General features: G+C 61.8%; 20 protein-coding genes and 1 pseudogene. 9 read left to right on the top strand and 12 right to left on the bottom strand.

Annotated features, from left to right (window positions below):
- Window positions 1-59: 59 nt before the first annotated feature.
- From AB7M33_RS11750 to AB7M33_RS11740, 3 genes are all read right to left on the bottom strand, one after another.
- On the bottom strand, window positions 60-1,067 hold the full coding sequence (locus tag AB7M33_RS11750; protein WP_027592563.1) for an AI-2E family transporter: 1,008 nt from the start codon (window positions 1,065-1,067) through the stop codon (window positions 60-62).
- A 71-nt stretch (window positions 1,068-1,138) separates the two neighbouring features.
- A complete protein-coding gene (locus AB7M33_RS11745; protein WP_027592562.1) occupies window positions 1,139-1,423 on the bottom strand; it encodes a PsiF family protein in 285 nt (94 codons plus the stop codon).
- A gap of 63 nt (window positions 1,424-1,486) precedes the next feature.
- Window positions 1,487-2,275, bottom strand: a complete 789-nt coding sequence (locus AB7M33_RS11740; protein WP_454242864.1) for an AraC family transcriptional regulator — start codon at window positions 2,273-2,275, stop codon at window positions 1,487-1,489.
- Window positions 2,276-2,464: 189 nt separating this feature from the next.
- Between AB7M33_RS11740 and AB7M33_RS11735 the strand changes: the two genes are divergently transcribed.
- Window positions 2,465-3,358 carry a DMT family transporter gene (locus AB7M33_RS11735; RefSeq protein WP_454242863.1) on the top strand — a complete coding sequence of 298 codons (894 nt, stop codon included), beginning with the start codon at window positions 2,465-2,467 and terminating at the stop codon, window positions 3,356-3,358.
- Here AB7M33_RS11735 and AB7M33_RS11730 read toward each other — a convergent pair.
- Window positions 3,339-4,229 carry an alpha/beta fold hydrolase gene (locus AB7M33_RS11730; RefSeq protein WP_454242862.1) on the bottom strand — a complete coding sequence of 297 codons (891 nt, stop codon included), beginning with the start codon at window positions 4,227-4,229 and terminating at the stop codon, window positions 3,339-3,341. The two genes, AB7M33_RS11735 and AB7M33_RS11730, sit on opposite strands and share 20 nt — an antisense overlap.
- Window positions 4,230-4,352: 123 nt before the next feature.
- Here AB7M33_RS11730 and osmE point away from each other — a divergent pair, with 123 nt between their 5' ends.
- Both osmE and AB7M33_RS11720 read left to right on the top strand, forming a co-directional pair.
- Window positions 4,353-4,694, top strand: a complete 342-nt coding sequence (gene osmE / locus AB7M33_RS11725; protein WP_027592558.1) for an osmotically-inducible lipoprotein OsmE — start codon at window positions 4,353-4,355, stop codon at window positions 4,692-4,694.
- Window positions 4,695-4,742: 48 nt separating this feature from the next.
- Window positions 4,743-5,273: a ferritin-like domain-containing protein gene (locus AB7M33_RS11720; RefSeq protein WP_027592557.1), complete on the top strand. Its 531-nt coding sequence runs from the start codon at window positions 4,743-4,745 to the stop codon at window positions 5,271-5,273.
- 116 nt (window positions 5,274-5,389) lie between these two features.
- Here the strand turns inward: AB7M33_RS11720 and AB7M33_RS11715 are convergent, their stop codons facing one another.
- Window positions 5,390-7,456: an AsmA family protein gene (locus tag AB7M33_RS11715; protein ID WP_454242861.1), complete on the bottom strand. Its 2,067-nt coding sequence runs from the start codon at window positions 7,454-7,456 to the stop codon at window positions 5,390-5,392.
- Window positions 7,457-7,795: 339 nt separating this feature from the next.
- On the opposite strand from AB7M33_RS11715, the gene AB7M33_RS11710 reads away from it, so the two are divergent.
- From AB7M33_RS11710 to AB7M33_RS11695, 4 genes are all read left to right on the top strand, one after another.
- Window positions 7,796-8,203 carry a hypothetical protein gene (locus AB7M33_RS11710; RefSeq protein ID WP_027592555.1) on the top strand — a complete coding sequence of 136 codons (408 nt, stop codon included), beginning with the start codon at window positions 7,796-7,798 and terminating at the stop codon, window positions 8,201-8,203.
- Between the two features lie 124 nt (window positions 8,204-8,327).
- Window positions 8,328-8,960, top strand: a complete 633-nt coding sequence (locus tag AB7M33_RS11705; RefSeq protein WP_027592554.1) for a TetR family transcriptional regulator — start codon at window positions 8,328-8,330, stop codon at window positions 8,958-8,960.
- A gap of 176 nt (window positions 8,961-9,136) precedes the next feature.
- Window positions 9,137-10,234 (top strand): AGE family epimerase/isomerase, encoded by a 1,098-nt coding sequence (locus AB7M33_RS11700; RefSeq protein ID WP_454242860.1) that lies wholly within the window; start codon window positions 9,137-9,139, stop codon window positions 10,232-10,234.
- Between the two features lie 73 nt (window positions 10,235-10,307).
- Window positions 10,308-10,553 (top strand): hypothetical protein, encoded by a 246-nt coding sequence (locus tag AB7M33_RS11695; protein ID WP_033693924.1) that lies wholly within the window; start codon window positions 10,308-10,310, stop codon window positions 10,551-10,553.
- Between the two features lie 48 nt (window positions 10,554-10,601).
- Here AB7M33_RS11695 and AB7M33_RS11690 read toward each other — a convergent pair whose 3' ends face one another.
- The 6 genes from AB7M33_RS11690 to AB7M33_RS11665 form a co-directional block, all read right to left on the bottom strand.
- Complete coding sequence (locus AB7M33_RS11690; RefSeq protein ID WP_099430977.1) at window positions 10,602-11,369, bottom strand: SDR family oxidoreductase; 768 nt, start codon at window positions 11,367-11,369, stop codon at window positions 10,602-10,604.
- Between the two features lie 604 nt (window positions 11,370-11,973).
- Window positions 11,974-12,690: an ABC transporter ATP-binding protein gene (locus AB7M33_RS11685; RefSeq protein WP_027592551.1), complete on the bottom strand. Its 717-nt coding sequence runs from the start codon at window positions 12,688-12,690 to the stop codon at window positions 11,974-11,976.
- The gene (locus AB7M33_RS11680; protein ID WP_027592550.1) at window positions 12,687-13,562 is read right to left on the bottom strand and encodes an ABC transporter ATP-binding protein; all 876 of its coding nucleotides are present in this window, start codon (window positions 13,560-13,562) and stop codon (window positions 12,687-12,689) included. Before AB7M33_RS11680 ends, AB7M33_RS11685 begins: the two co-directional genes overlap by 4 nt.
- Window positions 13,559-14,860, bottom strand: coding sequence for a high-affinity branched-chain amino acid ABC transporter permease LivM (gene livM, locus AB7M33_RS11675; protein WP_099430571.1), 1,302 nt, complete (start codon window positions 14,858-14,860; stop codon window positions 13,559-13,561). Before livM ends, AB7M33_RS11680 begins: the two co-directional genes overlap by 4 nt.
- A gap of 2 nt (window positions 14,861-14,862) precedes the next feature.
- The gene (locus AB7M33_RS11670; RefSeq protein WP_016489422.1) at window positions 14,863-15,777 is read right to left on the bottom strand and encodes an ABC transporter permease subunit; all 915 of its coding nucleotides are present in this window, start codon (window positions 15,775-15,777) and stop codon (window positions 14,863-14,865) included.
- 157 nt (window positions 15,778-15,934) lie between these two features.
- Complete coding sequence (locus tag AB7M33_RS11665) at window positions 15,935-17,071, bottom strand: branched-chain amino acid ABC transporter substrate-binding protein (RefSeq protein WP_027592548.1); 1,137 nt, start codon at window positions 17,069-17,071, stop codon at window positions 15,935-15,937.
- A gap of 472 nt (window positions 17,072-17,543) precedes the next feature.
- Here AB7M33_RS11665 and pncB point away from each other — a divergent pair, with 472 nt between their 5' ends.
- Window positions 17,544-18,749, top strand: a complete 1,206-nt coding sequence (gene pncB, locus AB7M33_RS11660) for a nicotinate phosphoribosyltransferase (RefSeq protein WP_085272316.1) — start codon at window positions 17,544-17,546, stop codon at window positions 18,747-18,749.
- A 3-nt stretch (window positions 18,750-18,752) separates the two neighbouring features.
- A pseudogene (nadE, locus tag AB7M33_RS11655) lies at window positions 18,753-19,581 on the top strand (ammonia-dependent NAD(+) synthetase).
- 111 nt (window positions 19,582-19,692) lie between these two features.
- Here nadE and azu read toward each other — a convergent pair.
- Window positions 19,693-20,142 (bottom strand): azurin, encoded by a 450-nt coding sequence (azu, locus tag AB7M33_RS11650; RefSeq protein ID WP_043198099.1) that lies wholly within the window; start codon window positions 20,140-20,142, stop codon window positions 19,693-19,695.
- Window positions 20,143-20,442 lie beyond the last annotated feature (300 nt).

Here is a 20,442-nt window from a genome sequence, read left to right as displayed (position 1 = left end):
TATGCTGTAGGTAATCCTGTGGGAGCGGGCTTGCCCCGCGAAGAAGCCGGCACAGGAGATCAGACCAGCTCCACCCGCCGCAACTCACTCTTCAGGTAGGCATAGTAGATCGGCCCCGCCACCACCCCCGGCAAGCCGAAGGCCGCCTCGAACACCAGCATTGCCAGCAACAGTTCCCACGACTTGGCACTGATCTGCCCGCCGACGATCCGCGCGTTGAGGAAATACTCGACCTTGTGGATGACGATCAGATAGCCCAACGCCGCCAGCGCCACCCAGATCGACAACGACAACCCGACAATGGTGATCAGGGTGTTGGACATCAGGTTGCCGATCACCGGCAGCAGCCCGAGCAGGAAGGTCAGCACGATCAGCGTCTTGGTCAGCGGCAGGTGCACACCGAACAGCGGCAGCACCACGGCCAGGAAGATGCCGGTGAAGGTGGTGTTGAGCAGCGAAATCTTGATCTGCGCGAAGACAATGTTACGAAACGCCTGCACCAGCAGGTTCAGGCGTTCGAACAGCGCTGCCGCCAACGGCTTGCGCCGCGAGATGTCAGGGATGCGCTGCAGGGCAACGATGGCGCCGAGGATCATGCCGATCAGCAAGGTGACGAACATGTGCGCCATGCCCTTGCCCACCAGCTGCAGCTCACCCAGGTGGCTTTTGAGCCAGTCACCGATGGCCACTTTGAACTCGGCGGCACTGGCCGGCAGGTAGCCTTCGATGAACGGCGGCAACTGCCCACGGGCCCGCTCGACCAGGGCCATGAACTTGTCCAGCGAAGCCCCGGGGTTTTCTGCCTCGTGCAGCAGGAAGCTGAACGCGCCGGCGATCAGCAGGGTCAGGGTGGTGACCACCAACGTGCCGAGCAGGGCCACGGCCAGCCAACGCGCACGTTGCCCGGCGATCAGCGGCTGCAGCCGTGGCGTCAGCATGTTGACCAGTTCGAACACCAGCAAACCGGCTAACAGGCTCGGCAGCAACTTCAGGGGCAACGCCAGCAACAGGCCGGCAAACACGATGATCCAGCTGGCCAGGGTGACCTGGCGGGGGGTGAAAGTCATACAGCCTCAGGGGCAGACAACGGAAAAGACCCGCAGTCTGCCAGCCTTCGTCCTACAGGCATAGGCGCAGGTCATTTCTTCTTCAGGCAGTCGCTCATGAACGCTTTGCGCTCATCACCCTTGAGTGCCTTGGTGCTGGCGTCGGCGTTGCAGGTCTTCATCTTTTCCTGCTGGGTGGCAGGCACGCTCTTCTTCAGGCAGTTGCTCATGAACGCCTTGCGTTCGTCGCCCTTGAGCGCCTTGGCGGTGGCGTCGGCGTTACACGAGGTCATCTTTTCCTGTTGCGCGGTGGCGGCGAACCCTTGCGCGCTGAACAACACAGCCAACACCAGCAGTGGCATTTGCAACAGCTTCATGGAGTGGTCTCCCTGTTTCCGCGCCCGATGCGCGGTGGTGCCACTGAGTGTAGACAAGAATTTTTACAGCTCAGCCCGCGACTGGCGCCGGTATTGCTCCGGTGTGCAGTGGGCCTGGCGCTGGAACATGGCGATGAAGGCCGAGCCGCTGCTGTAGCCAAGGTCGAAGGCAATGGCCTGAATCGGCAAGCCCGCTTCCAGCGCCTCGATGGCGCGTAAAAAGCGCAGGCGCAGGCGCCATTCACCGAAACTGATGCCCAGTTCGCGAAGAAACTGGCGGGCCAGGGTGCGTTCGCTGACATGCACCTGCGCGGCCCAGTCGGCCAGCGGGCGGTTGTCACCCGGGGCGTGGCTCAAAGCGTCGAGCACCTGGCCCAGGCCCTCGCTGCGGGCGAAGGGCAGGTAGCAGGTTTGGGTCGGGGCCAGCAGCAACTGGTCGAGAAGCACCTGCACCAGGCGCTGGTCGCGTTCATCTTGCGCCACCTTCAGGTCACGCCGGGCGAAGTCGCCAAGGATGGCCTTGAGGATGTCGCTGATGACCAGGCTGCACGGTTGTTGCGGCAGGTTGGCGCACAGGCTGCGCGCCAGGTAGACCGAGCGGTAGACGATGGCCTGGGGGTTGTAACAGCCATGCTCGGTGCCCGGCGGCACCCAGACGGCGTAGTGCGGCGGCGAGAGAAAGCGCTGGCCTTCGACGTCCAGGTGCATGACACCGTGGGCCGCGTAGTTCAGTTGGCCCCAGGCGTGGCGGTGTGGCGCGCTGTGGGTGTCGGCGCCAAATTCGTCATGGCGGAAGTACACCGGCGCCGGGAGTTGGTCGAAACCGGGGATGTCGAGGTATTTGCGCGGCATGCTGTCTGCTTCAAAGGGTGGGTTGTCTGGATACAAGTATAGGCTTGCGAACAGACAGCGGATAATACCGGGCTATCGGGGCCTGTTGTGCAGGCCTTCGCGGGCAAGCCCGCTCCTACAGGTACAGCGCTGCCTGCAAACTGCGCGCTGCAAAGCAGGCCCAACCTTGCCAAACCGAGTAACCGCGACATGAACTACACCTTCCCCCTGCTCGCCATCCTCATCTGGGCTGGCAACACCGTCGTCACCAAGCTGTCGGCCGGTGCCATCCACCCTGCCGAGATCGGCTTCTATCGCTGGCTGCTGGCCGGCCTGCTGTTCACCCCCTTCCTGCTACCGGCCGTGTGGCGCAACCGCGCCGCAATCCGCCCGCACCTGGGCAAAGTCTTCGTCCTCGGCGTGCTGGGCATGGCCCTGTACCAGAGCCTGGCGTACTTCGCCGCAAGCATCACCAGCGCCACCAACATGGGCATCATTCTCTCGCTGATGCCGTTGATGTCGCTGGCCCTGTCCATCGCCTGGCTCGGCCAGCGCCTGACCTTCGGCGCCTTGATCGGCGCCCTGGTGTCGTTTTTCGGCGTGCTCGAGGTGGTCTCCGCCGGCCACCCCGGGGCGCTGCTGGAACAGGGCCTGAACAGCGGCGACCTGCTGATGCTGGTGGCCACCCTGGCCTACGCGCTGTACAGCTTCCTGCTGAAGAAATGGCAATTGCGCCTGCCGCCCTTGCAGCTGCTGTACCTGCAGGTGCTGGTGGCTATCATCGTGCTGCTGCCGTTGTTCCTGGTGTCGGACAAGACCGGCCTGAACGCCCACAACGTCGGCCTGGTGCTGTACGCCTGCGTGCTGGCTTCGATGATCGCGCCGCTGGTATGGATGCAGGCCGTGCACCGCCTGGGGCCAAGCCGCACCACGCTGTTCTTCAACCTGCTGCCGCTGGTCACCGCGCTGATCGCCGCCGTGGTGCTGGATGAACAACTGGCCCGCTATCACCTGCTCGGCGGCCTGCTGACCCTGGCCGGGGTGATCCTTGCCGAACGCTGGACCACACCGGTGCGCCGCCGCATCACAGCCCCGCAGCTTTGAGCCGGGCGGCGTGTTCGGTGAACAGCCGCACCGGTTCGGCGCCCTTGCCGACTGCCCCCAGCGACTGGTTGACGATGTCCAGGTGATCGAGCGGGTAGTCATCGCCGATCACCTGCCCCAGGTGCGAGCTGAACCGCCCGACCATGCCGTCGCAATGGCCCTTTTCCTTGACGAAGCTGCGGGCGAACAAGCGGCAGAAGCGGTTGCTGCCGTCAAAGCGGTTTCGCCCTTGGTCAGTCAGGCCAGGCTGCAAGGTGCCTGACCAGGAGTAGTAGCGCACGCCGTTGACCTGCGCGGGCCCTTCACCGCCCCAGGTGTCGGGCAGGCCCTGTGGATAAGCCCGGTTGAACAGCGCCACCCCGGCGCTGGTCAGCGACTGGTGCGAGGCGTGTACATCGATGGGCAGCGGGTCGCGCCGCCAACCGGTTTCCAGCCACACCAGCAGCACGGCCACGCCATGCAGCACCGCCTTGAGCATGCGCCCTTGGGGTGAATCGCCAGGCGCTGTGCGTTCCAGGTGGTCAGCCAGTTCGGAGCCATGGTTGGGCCCCGCCACCGACGTCACCGAAGCTACCCGGTCGGGCCTTTTGGCGGCCGCATAGCGCGCATCCAAGGCGCCTTGGCTGTGGCCGATAAGGTTGACCTTGGCCGCGCCGCTGCGCTGGCAGATGCCTTCGATGATCGCCAGCAACTGCTCGCCGCGCACTTCGCTGGAATGCAACGGCGACACTTGTACGGCATGCACCTGCGCGCCGCCCTTGCGCAAGGCCGGCACGATCCCGAACCAGTAGGGATAAAGCAGTACCCGCACGAAGCCGAGCATGCCCGGCACCAGCACCACAGGGTATCGCGTAGCCAGTTCCTGCCCCATTGCCCTGCCCCTCTCCGTGGACGACGGCCCACACTACAGCGGCTTCGATGACCATCGCAATCGAACTCCTGGCGCGCCGTGCGGTTCCAAACCAGAACAGACCCTTGAGCAAGGAGCGGGACCATGTACAAGCAGACCCTGGCAATCCTTCTGGCCAGTGCAACCCTGGCCGCCTGCGGCAGCCGCCCGGAAAACCCGGTGGATTACGTCACCTACCGTGACGAACCGTTGGTCAAGCAGGTCGAGCACGGCATGACCATGCAGAAGGTCATTGCCATCGGCGGCAGCCCGTCGAACGTGATCGACCTGCCGCACGGGGGCACCTGCAACGACTACATCCTCAACCGCGACGGCAAGCAGCAGCCCTACTACGTGCGTTTCGACGCCACCGGGCATGTCGACGCCAAGGGCTTCAAGACGTGCAAACAACGACAAGAGGACAGCGACGCCGTCCACGGCGCGTGAGCCTTCGTTACCACTTGACCCCCCGTCCTGATTCGTTTGGAGATAACCATGAGCAACGTTGAACTGACCGATGTGAAAACCCTGCGCGAACGTGCCCGTCAGCACGTGGAGCAAGGCGCGGTGACCGAGGGTTACCACGCCGACCGTACCGAGATCCTGCGCCTGCTCAATGAGTCGCTGGCCACTGAACTGGTCTGCGTGCTGCGTTACAAGCGTCACTACTTCATGGCCAGCGGTATCAAGGCCAGCGTGGCAGCCGAAGAGTTTCTGGAGCATGCCAACCAGGAAGCCGAGCATGCCGACAAGTTGGCCGAGCGGATTGTCCAGCTGGGTGGCGAGCCGGACTTCAACCCGGACAACCTGACCAAGAACTCCCATGCCCAGTACGTGGCAGGTAGCAACTTGAAAGAAATGGTGCTGGAAGACCTGGTGGCCGAGCGCATTGCGATCGACAGCTACCGCGAGATCATTCAGTACATTGGTGATAGCGACCCGACCACGCGCCGTATTTTTGAAGACATCCTGGCGCAGGAAGAAGAGCACGCGGACGATATGTCTGATCTGTTGCAAGGGTTGTAATCGTACGGGGCTGCGTTGCAGCCCATTCGCGGCACAAGGCCGCTCCCACAGGGGAATGCGATCTCCTGTAGGAGCGGCCTTGCGTCGCGAAAGGGCCGCAAAGCGGCCCCCTTCACTCATTTCTTGCCTTTCACCTCAGTCGGCGCCTTGCCCGCCCTCATCTGCTGCAACAACGGCGTGCACTGATTAGGCTCATCCCCACTGCTCGGCGCGATCAATGCCAGCAACCCCGCCGCCGGCCCCGCGACTACCCCTAACGCCACCATCCCCGCGCCACGCAACGCCAATGGCACTGCCTGCACCCCGGCACTGGGCTTGGCAAACGGCCCGCGCACGTACAAAGGCGAACGCAGCGAGAACAGCCGCAGCCCTTTCGACTCTGGGGTGATTTTCAGGTCAAGCTGCTCGCTGGCAAAGTTCGCCGTGCCGTTGATGTAGATGATCGCGTTCTCGGTATCGAAGATGAACAGGCGTGTCGTCGCCAGCCCGTCTTTGATGCCGACATCGGCCGCCGCGCAGTTGATCTGCACGTCCTCGTCACCGAACAACTTGCCAATCACGTAGTTGCCCACGTTCAGCCCGGCGATTTCCATCAGGCTGCGGCTCACCGCACCATCGTTGATCAACATGCGCAGGTCGCCATTGGCCGTGCCCAGCAGTGCCGCCACCGAGTTACCGCGTCCGGTGATGTCGGCATCGCCGTTCAGCTCGCCAAAACTGGTCTGCATCGGTGCGAAGGTGGGGAACAGTTGCTTGAGCTTGAAGCCCCGCGCAGTCAGCTGTGCCCGGCCTTGCAAGGGTACGCTGCGGCCATCCAGGCGGATCCTGGAAGCCAGGTTGCCGCCGGCCACGCCAAAGCGCAGCGGTGCCATGCGCAGCAGGCCGTCTTCGAGAATCACGTGGGCAGACAGGTCGTTGAACGGCAATTGCTCACTGTGGACGATGCGCTTGCCGGCAAATTCGACATCGGCGTCCATGGCGCGCCAACGGTCGGTGCGAAATTCCTCCACCGGCAGCACTTTGCCCGTCGGCTGCTTGCTGGCCCCGCCGCGGGCTTTCTGCTCCGCGTTGGAATCGGCACCGATCAGCGGCGCCAGGTCCTTGAACAACAGCTGGTTGGAAACCAGCTTGCCAGAGAGTTTGGGCCGTGGCTGGCTGGCCACGAAGGCCAAGTCGCCGTGGATGTCGCTGTCGCCGATCTTGCCATTGAACCCTTGGTAATTGAACGTGGCGCCTTGCTCGGCATGCAGGTTGGCGCTGAGGTGGCCGTCGGTGGCATAAGCTGGGGTGTCCGGCAGGGTCACGCCGGTCAACGGGTAAAGGTTGCCCAGGCTATTGCCGGACAGGCGCAGGCGCAGGTCGAGCGCGCCGAGGTTGCGCGGGTCGGTCAGGGTACCGGCGAGCACCACGTGGGTATCCGCAATGCGCACATCGGCCTGCAACGGGAACGGTTGGCTGGCGTCCTGCAGCGCCAGCAGGCCACCGATCTTGCCGGTGCCGGACACTGGCTGGCCCTTGTAGCGGCCTTGGGCCTTGAAGCCGAACGCGTAGTCCTGGGCGCCGCCGGTTTTTTCGGCACGCGCCTTGCCGACGATGTCGCTGAACGGGATCGGCTTGCCCAGCGGGTCGACCTGCACCTTCATGCTGGTCTTCAGGGTCTGGTCATCGAGGCTGACGTTGCCTTGGTCAAAACCGATTGCCCCGATGTCCAACTGCCATTTCGAGGGTTCCGCGTTTTCGTCTTTGGGGCCGAAGTCAAAGGTCCAGTTAGCGCGGCCGTCGGCCAGGCGAGTGAGGCTGGCCGACGGTTTGGTCAGGTTGATGCGGGGGATGACAATCTGCTGGAACACCAGCGGCAGCGGCGCCAGGCGGAATTCCACCCGCTCGAGGCCAACCATTTTCGGCTCCTTGAGCCAATCGGGGTTGCCCAAGGTCAGGTCCTCGGCAATGAAGTGCGGCCAGGGCACCCAGGCGCGCCAACCACCTTCTTCAGGTTCGGTCCGCCACTGCACGGCAAGGTTGCCATTGATCGCGAACGGCCGGTGCAGGGCTTCGGATACCTTCTCGTTGAGCAACGGCTTGACGCGGTTCCAGTCGAAGGTGGCGATTACCACCACCAGTATCGCCACGAGGGTCAACAGGGTGGCAAGGGTCCAGACGAGGATTCTGGCGGGTCGCGTCATTGCGTGATTCTCCTGACGGCATGGCACAAAGCGGGCGCCGATGGCACTCATTAACTCGGACTGATGAAAACCCGCTGGGTTTTATCCGTGGCGCCATGATAGCGAAGTTTTTCCTGGCTTCTTGTTCAGCATTTGCGTTGAGCAAGGGCGTTACCCTGGCCCTATAGCGTGAAGTCAAAAAGCCATCAGCCACCTCAAGACACCTGCACTAGAGCCGTCAGCAGCCTCTATCAATGCTGTCGATTGTTACCATTATCCTTATGAACTTTTCTCTGGCGTTCCCGGGCGTAGCATTGGCTCCGTACCCACTTTCCAGCCCCCCAGAGGAGCACCGAAATCATGAAACGCCACCTGCTGACCCTGACCCTGTCCCTGCTTGCTGCCAACGCGTTCGCCCTGCCGGCCGCTGAACAGCACCTGACCGCCGAATCGCGTTCCAGCGCCGCAGAAATCGCCCAGCCTCTGAAAACCGTTGCCGAAGGCGGTTCGGATCGCTTGATCGAACGCACTGGCCGTGTAGCCGAAGGTGGCTCCGATCGCCTGATCGAACGCACTGGCCGCGTAGCCGAAGGTGGCTCCGACCGCCTGATCGAACGCACTGGCCGGGTTGCCGAAGGTGGTTCCGATCGCCTGATCGAGCGTGCTGGCCAAGTCGCCGAAGGCGGTGCCGACCGTTTGATCGAACGCTCTGGCCGCGTAGCTGAAGGTGGCTCGGATCGCCTGGTTGAACTCAGCCGTGTGAGCTGATCGCCATGGCCGAAAAGAACAACCTGCAGCACATTGCCTGCTCACCTCCAAGCCCGGTCCATTGACCGGGCTTCGTTTTTTTAACTAGAGTGCCCAGCCTCGACCGACACAGAATCCTGCCCCCATGCTGCCGCGCGCCGAACAGAAGCTACAGACCCGCCAGGCCCTGCTTGATGCCGCCTGCCAGCTCATGGAGAGTGGCCGTGGTTTCGGCAGCATCAGCCTGCGCGAAGTGGCGAAAACGGCGGGTATCGTACCGACCGGTTTCTACCGGCACTTCCCCGACATGGACGCACTGGGCCTGGCCTTGGTGGCCGAGGTCGATACCACCTTCCGCCAGACCATCCGCCTGGTGCGCCAGAACGAATTCGAGTTTGGTGGCATTACCGACGCCTCGGTACGCATCTTCCTCGACGTGGTCGCCGCCCACCGCGCCCAGTTCCTGTTCCTGGCCCGTGAGCAATACGGGGGCTCGCAGGCGGTCCGCCAGGCGATTGCCCGCCTGCGCCAGGACATCAGCGACGACCTGGCCACCGACCTGGCGCGCATGAAGCGCTGGCAGCACCTGGACGCTGCGGCACTGGCGGTGATGGCCGACCTGGTGGTGAAGACCGTGTTTGCCACCCTGCCGGAGCTGATCGACAGCCCCGACGCAGGTTATCCACAGGCCCTGACCGCGCAGGAAAAGATCACCCAGCAGCTGCGCTTCATCTTCGTCGGCGCACGCCATTGGCAAGGCTTGGGTAACCCGAGCTGATCTGTTGGCTACACGGGCCTCTTCGCGGGCAAGCCCGCTCCCACACGAACTGTGTAGCCTCAAAGGCTAGCGCCGCACCTGTGGGAGCGGGCTTGCCCGCGAAGAGGCCCGTGTAAACAACCCAAAACCCCAGTTCTGCTACCATGGCGCACTGCCCGATTGTGACGAGCGCTTTCATGTCCGACCCCCGCCCCACTCCGCCCGAACTGGCCCGTTTCAACCAGCACTTCGCCGAGCGTATCGTGCCGCTGTGGCAAGGCCCGGGCTGGAACGACGAAATGGCCCTGCCCTTCGAAGCCCTGGACGCCCAGCACCGGCCATTGCCCGTGCAACGCTACCGGGCGATGGCCTGCGCTCGCCAACTGTACCTGTTCAGCAGCCGCATCGAGCAACCCGGCGCGGCAGCGCGAGCGGCGGCGTTGTTCCGTTCGTTGCAGCGGCATTTTCACGATGCCGAGCACGGTGGCTGGTTCTACAGCATCGATGCCGAAGGCAAGCCGCTGGACCGCCGCAAGGACCTCTACACCCATGCGTTCATCGTGTTTGCCTGCGCCCATTACTGGGGCAAGGTTCGCGAGAGCTTGGTGGAGTCTGCACTGAACGCTGCGCTGGAAATCGTAAGCGAGCAGTTCGCCCGCGACGACGGCTTGTACGAGGCGAGCCTCGGTGAAGACTGGTCCGACCTGGGCAGCGGCCCGCTGCAGAATCCGCAGATGCACCTGGCCGAAGCGTTCCTGCAGGTGCTTGCCGTGCGTGAGGATGAAGGCGTGCAGCAGGCCCTGCTGCACCTGTGCGAGGCCCTGCAGGCGCAGTTCATCGAACCGCAGCATGGCCTGATGCTGGAAAAGCCAAACGGCGCTGTGGATAACTGGTTCGAACCGGGTCATCAGTTCGAGTGGTTCTACCTGCTGGATACCTCGCCCCTGCTACGTGGCACGCCACTGCATGGCTCCATTGCCCGCGCCTTCGAATACGCCGAGCAGTACGGGGTTAAAGATTCGGCCGTGCTGGCGATGCTCGCGGTGGACGGCAAGGTGCTCGACGCCACCCAACGGATCTGGGCCCAGGCGGAGTACCTGCGGGCGCTGGCGTTGCGGTCAGGGAATGAGGCGAAACTGGCTGCGCAGTTGCAGGCGATGGAGCAGCGATTCCTGCATGACGGCGGCTGGTATGAGTGCCGAGATGGCGAGGGTGAGGTTAGCCGGCATGACATGCCTTCGACTACGCCTTATCACTTGGCGACTTGCCTGGAAGGGCTTCAGCGCTTGCAATGACCTGACATTTTTACCAGTTTCCGTTCTCGTGACGCGTTGATAACGTAAGGACTCCATTGATAGGAGTTCGGCCATGAGCAATGAAACGCTGAAGGCTCACTTTGAAAAGCAAATTGCTGCTACCGAAAAGGATGTCACGACCTCGAAGCTTGAGAAGAACAAGCTGCTCCACGAGCAAAAGCTGCGCCTGCTTTCAAGCCTGCTGAGGTATGCCGAGGGGCACCCAACCAGAGAAGATGCCATGCTCGCTGATGTCGTCAACGATATGCTGCAAGCCTTGCACCTTCTCGATTCAGACAAAACCTTCCGCGACCACTGAAAGCCGTGAAGCAGCATGGGCAGGCTATTTACCCGCCCATGCTGCTGATCAGCCCTTGACCGACCGATCGATCGAGAACCCTGCCCAGTCCTGGCTCACCGGCATCAGCTCCAGGCTGTTGATGTTGATGTGCGCCGGCTGGTTGAGAATCCAGAAGATGGTCTCGGCAATATCCTGCGGCTGGATCGGCTCGGCACCTGCGTAGGTGGCGTCGTACTTGGCCTGGTCGCCACCGAAACGCACCAGCGAGAACTCGCTCTCGCACAGCCCCGGCTCGATGTTACTGACGCGCACGCCCGTGCCGCGCAGGTCGCAACGCAGGCTCAGCGAGAACTGCCCGACGAACGCCTTGGTACCGCCATACACGTTGCTGCCCGGGTACGGGTAATTGCCCGCCACCGAGCCGACGTTGAGGATCGACGCGCCACGCCCGTGGGCGATCAACCGGGGCAGCAGCAGGCGCGTGGTGTACATCAGGCCCTTGATGTTGGTGTCGACCATGGTTTCCCAGTCGTCCAGGCTGCAGTTCTGCGCCGCATCCACGCCAAGGGCCAGGCCAGCGTTGTTGACCAGGCCACGTAGTTTATCGAACCCAGGCGGCAGGTTACCGATGGCCGCCTCCATGGCTTTGCGGTCGCGCACATCGAGCACCAGCCCGTGCACCTCGGTCTGGGCTGACAGTTCTGCGCACAGCGCATCCAGGCGCTCCTTGCGGCGACCGGTGAGGATCAGCTTCCAGCCGGCCTGTGCAAAACGTCGGGCGGTGGCCTCGCCGAAACCGGAAGTCGCGCCAGTGATGAATACGGTGGACGTCATGCTGTGTTCCTCGCTGTGGATTATTTTCGGCAGGGTTTGCAGCATGCCTTCGTACCACGCAGGCAGCAAGCCATTGAAGCCATTGATCAAAAAATGATCATACCTGCCAAAGCCGCGTAGCAGAGGGCTTCGCGCCAGCTATGCGCACGTTATCCACAAGGCTTTCCCCACGGATTGGGGGCAACTTATCGAGTTCGCGGAACCCTTTCAGCGATCCACGGTCGGTGGATATCTCTGAGGTGATGGCGCAAGGCTTTCAACCATGCCGCTTGCAGCGGTCTGTCCAAGGTTTTTGCACAGACTTACCCACAGGTTTTACAAGGCCTCGAATGCAGCAGCCTGTGAGTAAAAAACCGTGAAAAATCATCCACAAGGGCAAAGCGATCAAAAAATGATCAACACCCTGCAAGGCATGAATACAAAGGGCTATAGCGAGGTGCACCCATGTTTTCCACAGGCGGCTCCACATTATCCGTGGGTAAAACAAGGCTGTGGAAACAATGGCTTGCGAAGGGTTTTTGGAGAGGCTGAAGAAGGGTGTGCGACAAGTTGTCCACATTCGGCTTGAAGCACTGGGGCCACTATGCGGCCCCAGTGTTACCACTCAGTGCCCGCCCAAATAGGCGCTGCGCACTTCCTCGTTCACCAACAACTCCTGGCCGGTGCCCGTCATGCGGATCTGCCCGTTGACCATCACATACGCCCGGTCCGACAACTTCAGCGCATGGTTGGCGTTCTGCTCAACGAGGAAGATGGTCATCCCCGTCTTGGCCAACTCACGCAAGGTGGCGAAGATCTGCTTGACAACGATCGGCGCCAGCCCCAGCGAGGGCTCATCGAGCAGCAACAGCTTCGGCCGGCTCATCAACGCGCGGGCGATGGCGAGCATCTGCTGCTCGCCCCCCGACATGGTCATGGCCCGCTGGGTGCGCCGCTCCTTCAACCGCGGGAACAGCTCGTACATCCGCTCCATGTCCTCCTTGGCGTATTTGTCGCCAATCGGGATGGTGCCCATCATCAGGTTTTCCTCGACGGTCATGTCGGGGAACACCCGCCTCCCCTCAGGTGACTGCGCAATACCGTTGGAAGCGATGTAGTGCGACGACTTGCGGGTGATGTCTGTCCCCCGGTAAACGATGTGCCCCGAAGACGCGCGCGGCTGGCCGAAAATCGACATCAGCAAGGTCGACTTGCCGGCACCGTTGGCACCGATCAGGCTCACCGTCTCGCCTTCGTTGATGTGCATCGACACCTTCTTCAGGGCCTGGATCGGCCCGTAGAACACATCCAGCTCCTTCAGTTCGAGAATGGGTGCACTCATACCAGTTCCTCTTCGTCTGCACCCAGGTAGGCGGCAATCACCGTCGGGTTGTTGCGGATTTCCTGTGGCGCGCCTTCGGCGATCACGTTGCCATGGTCAAGCACGACGATATGGTCGGAAATGCTCATGACCATGCCCATGTCGTGTTCGATCAGCACCACGGTGATGTCGTGCTCGTCACGCAGCACGCGGATCATGCCACTGAGCGCCTCGGTTTCCTGCGGGTTGAGGCCGGCAGCCGGTTCGTCCAGGCAGATGATCTTCGGCCGTGTGCACATGGCCCGGGCGATTTCCAGGCGACGCTGCTGGCCATAAGACAACTCACCGGCCAAGCGGTTGGCGCAATCGACCAGGTCGACCACCTCCAGCCAATAGAACGCATGGTCGAGGGCATCGCTCTCGGCCTTGCGGTAGGCCTTGGTGTTGAGCACCCCGGCCAGCAGGTTGCGGTTGACCCACATGTGCTGGGCCACCAACAGGTTCTCCACCACCGACATTTCCTTGAACAGGCGAATGTTCTGGAAGGTCCGGGCGAGGCCGGCGCGGTTCACCAGGTGGGTGCCGCCGAACATCTTGTAGTACAGGCGGTTGGCAAAGCGCGCGGGCGAAACGAAGTCCGTCGCCTGGAAGCGCTCGCCGAGCAACTGGATGACGTTGGTCTGGCTGCCGCGCACGTTCAGTTCGATACGCCCGCCGCTGGCTTTGTAGAAGCCGGTCAGGCAGTTGAACACCGTGGTCTTGCCCGCACCGTTGGGGCCGATCAGCGCGAAGATCTGGTTGCGCCGGACCTTGAGGCTTACGTCACTCAGCGCCTTGATGCCGCCAAACTGCATCATCAGGTTGTCGACCGACAGAATGATATCGTCGTTCATGGCGCCACTCCTTTACGCGGGACCACACCGGTACGGCTGATGCGGATCAGCCCACGCGGTCGCCAGATCATCATCAACACCATCAATACGCCAAACAGCAGCACGCGGTACTCGGAGAAGCTGCGCAGCAGCTCTGGCGCAACGGTCAGCACGAACGCTGCGATCACCACACCGACGGTCGAGCCCATGCCACCCAACACGACGATGGCGAGGATCAGCGCCGACTCGAAGAAGGTGAACGACGACGGGTTGACGAAGCCCTGGTACGTGGCGAAGAACACGCCCGCCAGGCCCGCGGTGGAAGCCCCCAGGGTGAACGCCGAAAGCTTGACCAGCACGTGGTTCAGGCCCATCGAGCGGCAGGCGATCTCGTCTTCACGCAGGGCTTCCCAGGCGCGGCCGACCGGCATGCGGGTCAGCCGGTGCTTGATGTACAGCACTGCCAGCACCACCAGGAACAGCACGGCGTAGATGAACACGAACTTCAGGTTGGCGTTGTAATCGATGCCAAGAAACTCATGGATCGGCACCCCACCGTCCTTGGCCCGGCGGCCGAATTCCAGGCCAAAGAAGGTCGGCGACGGTGCCGGCATGCCGTTCGGGCCGCCCGTGAACGACAGCCAGTTGTTCAGCACCAGGCGGATGATCTCGCCAAAGCCCAGGGTCACGATCGCCAGGTAGTCACCGTGCATGCGTAACACCGGGAAGCCGAGTATGCACCCCGCCAGCGCCGCCGCGATGGCCGCCAGCGGCAGCACGCTCCAGAAGCCCAGGCCCAGGTACTGGTAGCCCAACGCCAGGCCGTAGGCGCCGATGGCGTAGAACGCCACGTAACCCAGGTCGAGCAGGCCCGCCAGGCCGACCACGATGTTCAGGCCAAGGCCCAGCAACACATAGATCAGGCCGAGGATGACCACGGTCAGCAGGTACTTGTTGGCAAAGATTGGGAAGACGATGGCAATCACCACCAGCGCCGGGATGATGTAGCGCAGCCGCGACTTGTAGTCCGGCGCGTTCACATGCACGCCCGAGCCACCGTTGTCGAAGCCTTGGAGCATGCGCCGCCCGGCGCCCGTCTGCAGGTACAGGCTGAGCAGGAAGCGCCCGACCATCACCCCGCCAACCAGCCACGCCACGCGGCGGGGTTCGGCATTGAAGCTGTAGCCGTCGAGCACCACGCCGACGACCGGGCCAAAGACAATGAGCGCCAGCAGGCCGGCGACGAAGGTCTCCAGCAGGCTGCGTTTGAGGTCGAAACCATTGGTTTCGGAAACAGGGGCAGTTTTGGCAGTGGACATGTTCACACCTTAGCCACGAGCGGGCGACCCAGCAGGCCTTGGGGACGGAAGATGAGGATCATCACCAGCAGCGAGAAGCTGAATACGTCCTTGTAGTCGGAGTTGATCAGGCCAGAGAACAGCGACTCGGAGATGCCGAGGATGATGCCGCCGAGCATGGCCCCCGGTAGCGAGCCGATGCCGCCCAATACCGCCGCCGTGAAGGCCTTGATGCCGATGATGAAGCCGGCATAGAAGTCGAAGGTGCCGTAGTTCATGGTGATCAGCACACCCGCCAGTGCGGCCATGACTGCACCGATGACGAATACGTAGGAAATCACCCGATCGGTGTTGATGCCCAGGATCGAGGCCATCTTGCGATCTTGCTGCGTGGCGCGGCACATGCGGCCGAGCTTGGTGTACTTGATCACATAGGTAAGCAGGCCCATGCCGACGAATGCGGCAATCAGGATGAAGATCTTGGTGTAGGTCAATTGCACGAAGCCGGTGCCGACTTCTACCCGCAAGGCGCCTTCAAGCAGGGTTGGCACGCCTTGCTGGCGGGCGCCCTGGCTGATCTGTGCATAGTTTTGCAGGATCAGCGAGATGCCGATGGCACTGATCAGCGGTGCCAGACGGGTGGAGTTGCGCAGGGGTTTGTAGGCGATGCGTTCGATGGTGAAGCCATAGACGCCCGTGACGACGACGGTGAACAACAGCGTGCCCAGCATCAGAAGCGGGAACGATTCGACGCCGAAATAGGCCAGCAATGCCAGGCTGATTGCCGCGAGGTACGCGGAAATCATATACACCTCGCCGTGCGCGAAGTTGATCATGCCGATGATGCCATAGACCATTGTGTAGCCGATGGCGATCAGGCCATAGACCGACCCGAGGGTCAGGCCGTTGACCAGTTGCTGCAGAAAAATACCATCCATAACGCAATCTCACCTGATTGAGATTGCACGAGCGCCTACCACGGCGGGCCCTGAATGCAGCGGCCCTCGCAGCGCAGAACTGTGCAGATCTACGGATAAAGACAGGTACCGCGGGGCTGCAGCCCGGGGCAGTAAGCACCCGGGCCGGTAGCCGTTATTATTTTTGTTTTTCCAGCTGGTGGTATTTACCGTCTTTGTCCCACTGGTAGACCACGTAGTCGGAGACGGTCAGGTCGCCCTTGCTGTCCCACTTCTTCTCGCCCATGACGGTCTTGACCGGGTTGGCCTTGAGCCATTTGGCGGCGTCTTCGCCTTTGTTCGACTTGGCACCGTTGAACGCGGCGGCAAGCGCCTGCAACGAGGCATAGGCGTACAGGGTGTAGCCTTCAGGCTCGGTACCGTTCTTGCGGAACTCTTCCACCACGGCCTTGCTGTCCGGCAGCAGGCGCGGGTCGGCGCCGAAGGTCATGTACACGCCATCGACGTATTGTGCGCCACCCGCCGTGGACACCAGTTCGTCGGTGACGATGCCATCATCGGACATGAACTTGACGTCCTTCAGGCCTTGCTCACGCAGCTGGCGTACCAGTGGGCCGGCCTCTGGGTGCAGGCCACCGAAATAGACCACGTCGGCGCCGGTGGAGCGGATCTTGGTGACCACGGCGCTGAAGTCTTTCTCGCCGCGGGTCAGGCCTTCGTACAGCACAGGTTTCACGCCACGCTTCTCGAGCTGCGCCTTGGTGGCATCGGCCAGGCCTTGGCCGTAGGTGTCCTTGTCGTGCAGCACGGCCACCTTCTTGCCTTTGAGCACATCGACGATGTAGTCACCGGCAACGATGCCCTGCTGGTCGTCACGGCCACACATGCGGAACATGGCGGAAAGGCCGCGCTCGGTCACCTGCGGGTTGGTCGAGCCTGGGGTGATGGCGATCACACCGGCTTCGTCGTACACCTCGGAAGCAGGGATGGTGTTGGAGGAGCAGAAGTGGCCGACCACGCCTGCCACTTTGTCCTGGTCGACCAGGCGGTTGGCCACGGCCACGGCTTGCTTCGGTTCGCAGGCATCATCGCCTTTCACCAAGACGATCTTCTCGCCGTTGACCCCGCCTTCGGCGTTGATCTTGTCGGCTGCCGCCTGGGCACCTTTCATGTACTGCTCGCCAAACGCTGCGTTGGCACCGGTCATCGGGCCTGCGACGCCGATCTTGATGTCGGCCTGAACATACGAAGAAATACCCAGTGCCGTAGCGACGGCCAGAGCCAGGAAACCTTTCTTGTAAAACGTCTGCGACATGAGGTGGTGCTCCTAGAGTTTTTTTTTGGTTGGCACTACAACTTCTCAACCCTGTGCTCAGAGCAAGGGCCGTGCCATTGGTTTTGTATTCCGGGAAATCACACAGCAAGGGTGGCTGGCAGGCGACCGACGGCCTTTTCTTTATTGAGCGTGCAACCGTCTGCCACGCGGCAGGCGCCACCACACGTACAGACAAGGAGCAACCGTGGAGTGCCATCATTGCAACCCTGGCAAGTGTTTACGTGCAACCGCCCTGTAACAGCCGACGTCACCGAAGTGCACACCGCTGGTGCGCGACTGCTACAGGCAGCACTGTTTCAAGGCTAGCGGGTGCACGGAAAAACACCTCTGTTTTGGCCGTTATGCCGGCTAGATGGGAGCGGGCTTGCCCGCGAATGGGCCGCAGCAGAAACATGAAAATGCAAAAGGCTGGCACAATGGCCGCCATTCGCCGCTTCCGGAGCCACCCTTGATGAGCGAGAGCGCATTCGCCGAGCGCATCGTGCACAACCTGCTCGACACCGACTTCTACAAACTCACCATGATGCAGGGTGTGCTGCACAACTACCCGGACGCCGACGTGGAATGGGAGTTTCGCTGCCGCAACGGCGAAGACCTGCGCCCTTACCTCGGCGAGATCCGCAACCAGCTCGAACTGCTCAGCGACCTGACCCTGGATGAAGGCCAACTGGGCTTTCTGGAACGTATCAGCTTTCTCAAGCCAGACTTCCTGCGGTTTCTGCGCCTGTTCCGCTTCAACCTGCGCTACGTGCGCATCGGCATCGAAAACGATCAACTGTTCCTACGCCTGCGTGGTCCCTGGCTGCACGTGATCCTGTTTGAAGTGCCCTTGCTGGCCATCATCAGCGAAGTGCGCAACCGCCACCTGCACCCGCACATGCGCCTGGCCGAAGCCCGCGACCAGCTGTACCGCAAGTTCGACTGGCTGCGCGCGCATGCCAGTGACGATGAGCTGGCCGACCTGCAAGTGGCCGATTTCGGCACCCGCCGGCGGTTTTCCAGCCGTGTTCAGGAAGAGGTGGTACGGGTACTGCGTGATGACTTCCCGGCCCGTTTCGTGGGCACCAGCAACGTCGACCTGGCATGGAAACTGGATATCAAGCCGCTGGGCACCATGGCCCACGAATGGATCATGGCGCACCAACAGCTCGGCCCGCGCTTGATCGACAGCCAGAGCGCCGCGCTGGACTGCTGGGTACGCGAGTACCGCGGCCTGCTGGGCATCGCCCTGACCGACTGCATCACCATGGACGCCTTCCTCGGCGATTTCGATTTGTACTTCGCCAAGCTGTTCGACGGCCTGCGCCACGATTCGGGCGAGCCAGTTGCCTGGGCGGAGAAGGCCATCGTCCATTACCAGAAGCTGGGTATCGACCCGATGACCAAGACCCTGGTGTTTTCCGACGGCCTCAACCTGACCCGTTCGCTGGAAATCTTCCGTGCCCTGCGCGGCCGCATCAACGTCAGTTTCGGCATCGGCACCAACCTGACCTGCGACATACCGGGTGTGGCGCCGATGAACATCGTGCTTAAAATGACCGACTGCAATGGCTCGCCGGTGGCGAAAATCTCTGACGAGGCGGCCAAGACCCAGTGCCGCGACGAGAACTTCGTTGCCTACATGCGCCACGTTTTCAAAATCCCCAGCAAGGAGTAACCCATGCAAGCCGTTCAGCGAGAGATTGCCCAAGCGCTCAAGGTGCAGCCACCGTTCGCCGATGCCGCCGCGCTCGACAACGAAGTGGCTCGGCGCGTGGCGTTCATCAAGGATTGCCTGGCCAATGCCCGGCTCAAGACGCTGGTATTGGGCATCAGTGGCGGTGTCGACTCACTGACCGCAGCCCTGCTTGCCCAGCGCGCGATCAACGAGCTGCGTGCCGAAACCGGCGATAAGGCCTACACCTTCATTGCCGTGCGCTTGCCCTATCAGGTGCAGCATGACGAGCATGACGCCCAAGCGTGCCTTGACGTGATCAAGGCCGATGAAGTGCACACCGTCGACATTGCCCCGGCAGTGAAAGCGTTGGCAGCTGAGGTGGTGGAACTGAAAAACGGCTCGCCGACGCTGGTGGACTTCGTTGTCGGCAACGTCAAGGCGCGTACCCGCATGGTCGCCCAATACACCATCGCCGGCGCCCGTGCAGGCCTGGTAATCGGCACTGACCATGCCGCCGAAGCGGTGATGGGCTTCTTTACCAAGTTTGGTGATGGTGCCTGCGACCTGGCCCCGCTGAGCGCGGCTGGTGAAGAACCAGGTACGGGCCATTGCGCGCCGCTTTGGTGCGCCGGAATCGCTGGTGGAGAAGGTACCGACAGCCGACCTGGAAGACCTTGAGCCGGGCAAGCCGGACGAGGCGTCACATGGCGTGACGTATGAGCAGATTGATGCGTTCCTGCAGGGGCAGCCGGTTGATCAGGCAGCGTTCGACATCATCGTCGCGACCTACCGCAAGACCCAGCACAAGCGCGAACTGCCGTTCGCGCCTTGATCAGACTGTAGAAGGACCTGTGGGAGCGGGTTTACCCGCGAATGCGATGGTGGAGTCACCGACGCATTCGCGGGTAAACCCGCTCCCACAGGTTACCGCGTCAGCTTTTGATTACTTGACGACAACCTTGCCCTTCATCATCGAGATGTGGCCCGGGAAGGTGCAGAAGAAGCTGTAGTCGCCACCGGCTTCAAGCTTGGACGTGTCGAACTTCACTTCGGTTTCTTTCTCCGGCGCACCGATCATCGCGGTGTGGGCGATGATGTTGGCGTTGTCTTCTTTCAGGTAGCCCTTTTCGATGCCCTGGCTCATGCCTTCAGTGGCAATACCCTGCATGTCAGCCGTCTTGCTGATCACCAGGTTATGGCCCATGACGTTCTTCGGCAGGTTGCCGGAGTGGGTCAGTTTGACGGTGAACTCCTTGCAGCTCTTGTCGACGGTGAATTCCTTGGTGGTATAGGACATCTGGTCCGTCGATTCGACAGTCACCGAGCATTCGGCTGCGAAGACAGAGGCGCTGGCGAGGGTCAGCAGGGATACCGCTACAGCTTTCGCAAACATCATGAATCTCCTTGGCAGGGTTTTATCAATTGCGAGACTGCCTGAAACCGTTCAGCCCCTTTCTGATATGGGTCAAGGGGGTGTCAAGTGGCCAGCCAGTAGAATTGTTCAATGGATTGTATACAACCAATCTAAGGGCACATCATGCCCTTTTATTGGAGGATGGGACAACCTCTCATTTAGGAGCAATACCAAATGCGCATTTCCAGCTTCATGAACAGCCTGCTTGCCGCCTATGCCCAGGGTGCCACGGGTGCTGTCTGCGAATTCTCCCGGCCGGAATGACACCGGCCTTGGAAC

The organism is Pseudomonas sp. Y3 TE3536 (assembly GCF_053629175.1).
The sequence above is the reverse complement of the archived record's forward strand: the minus strand, read 5'-3'. Positions and strand labels throughout refer to the sequence as shown.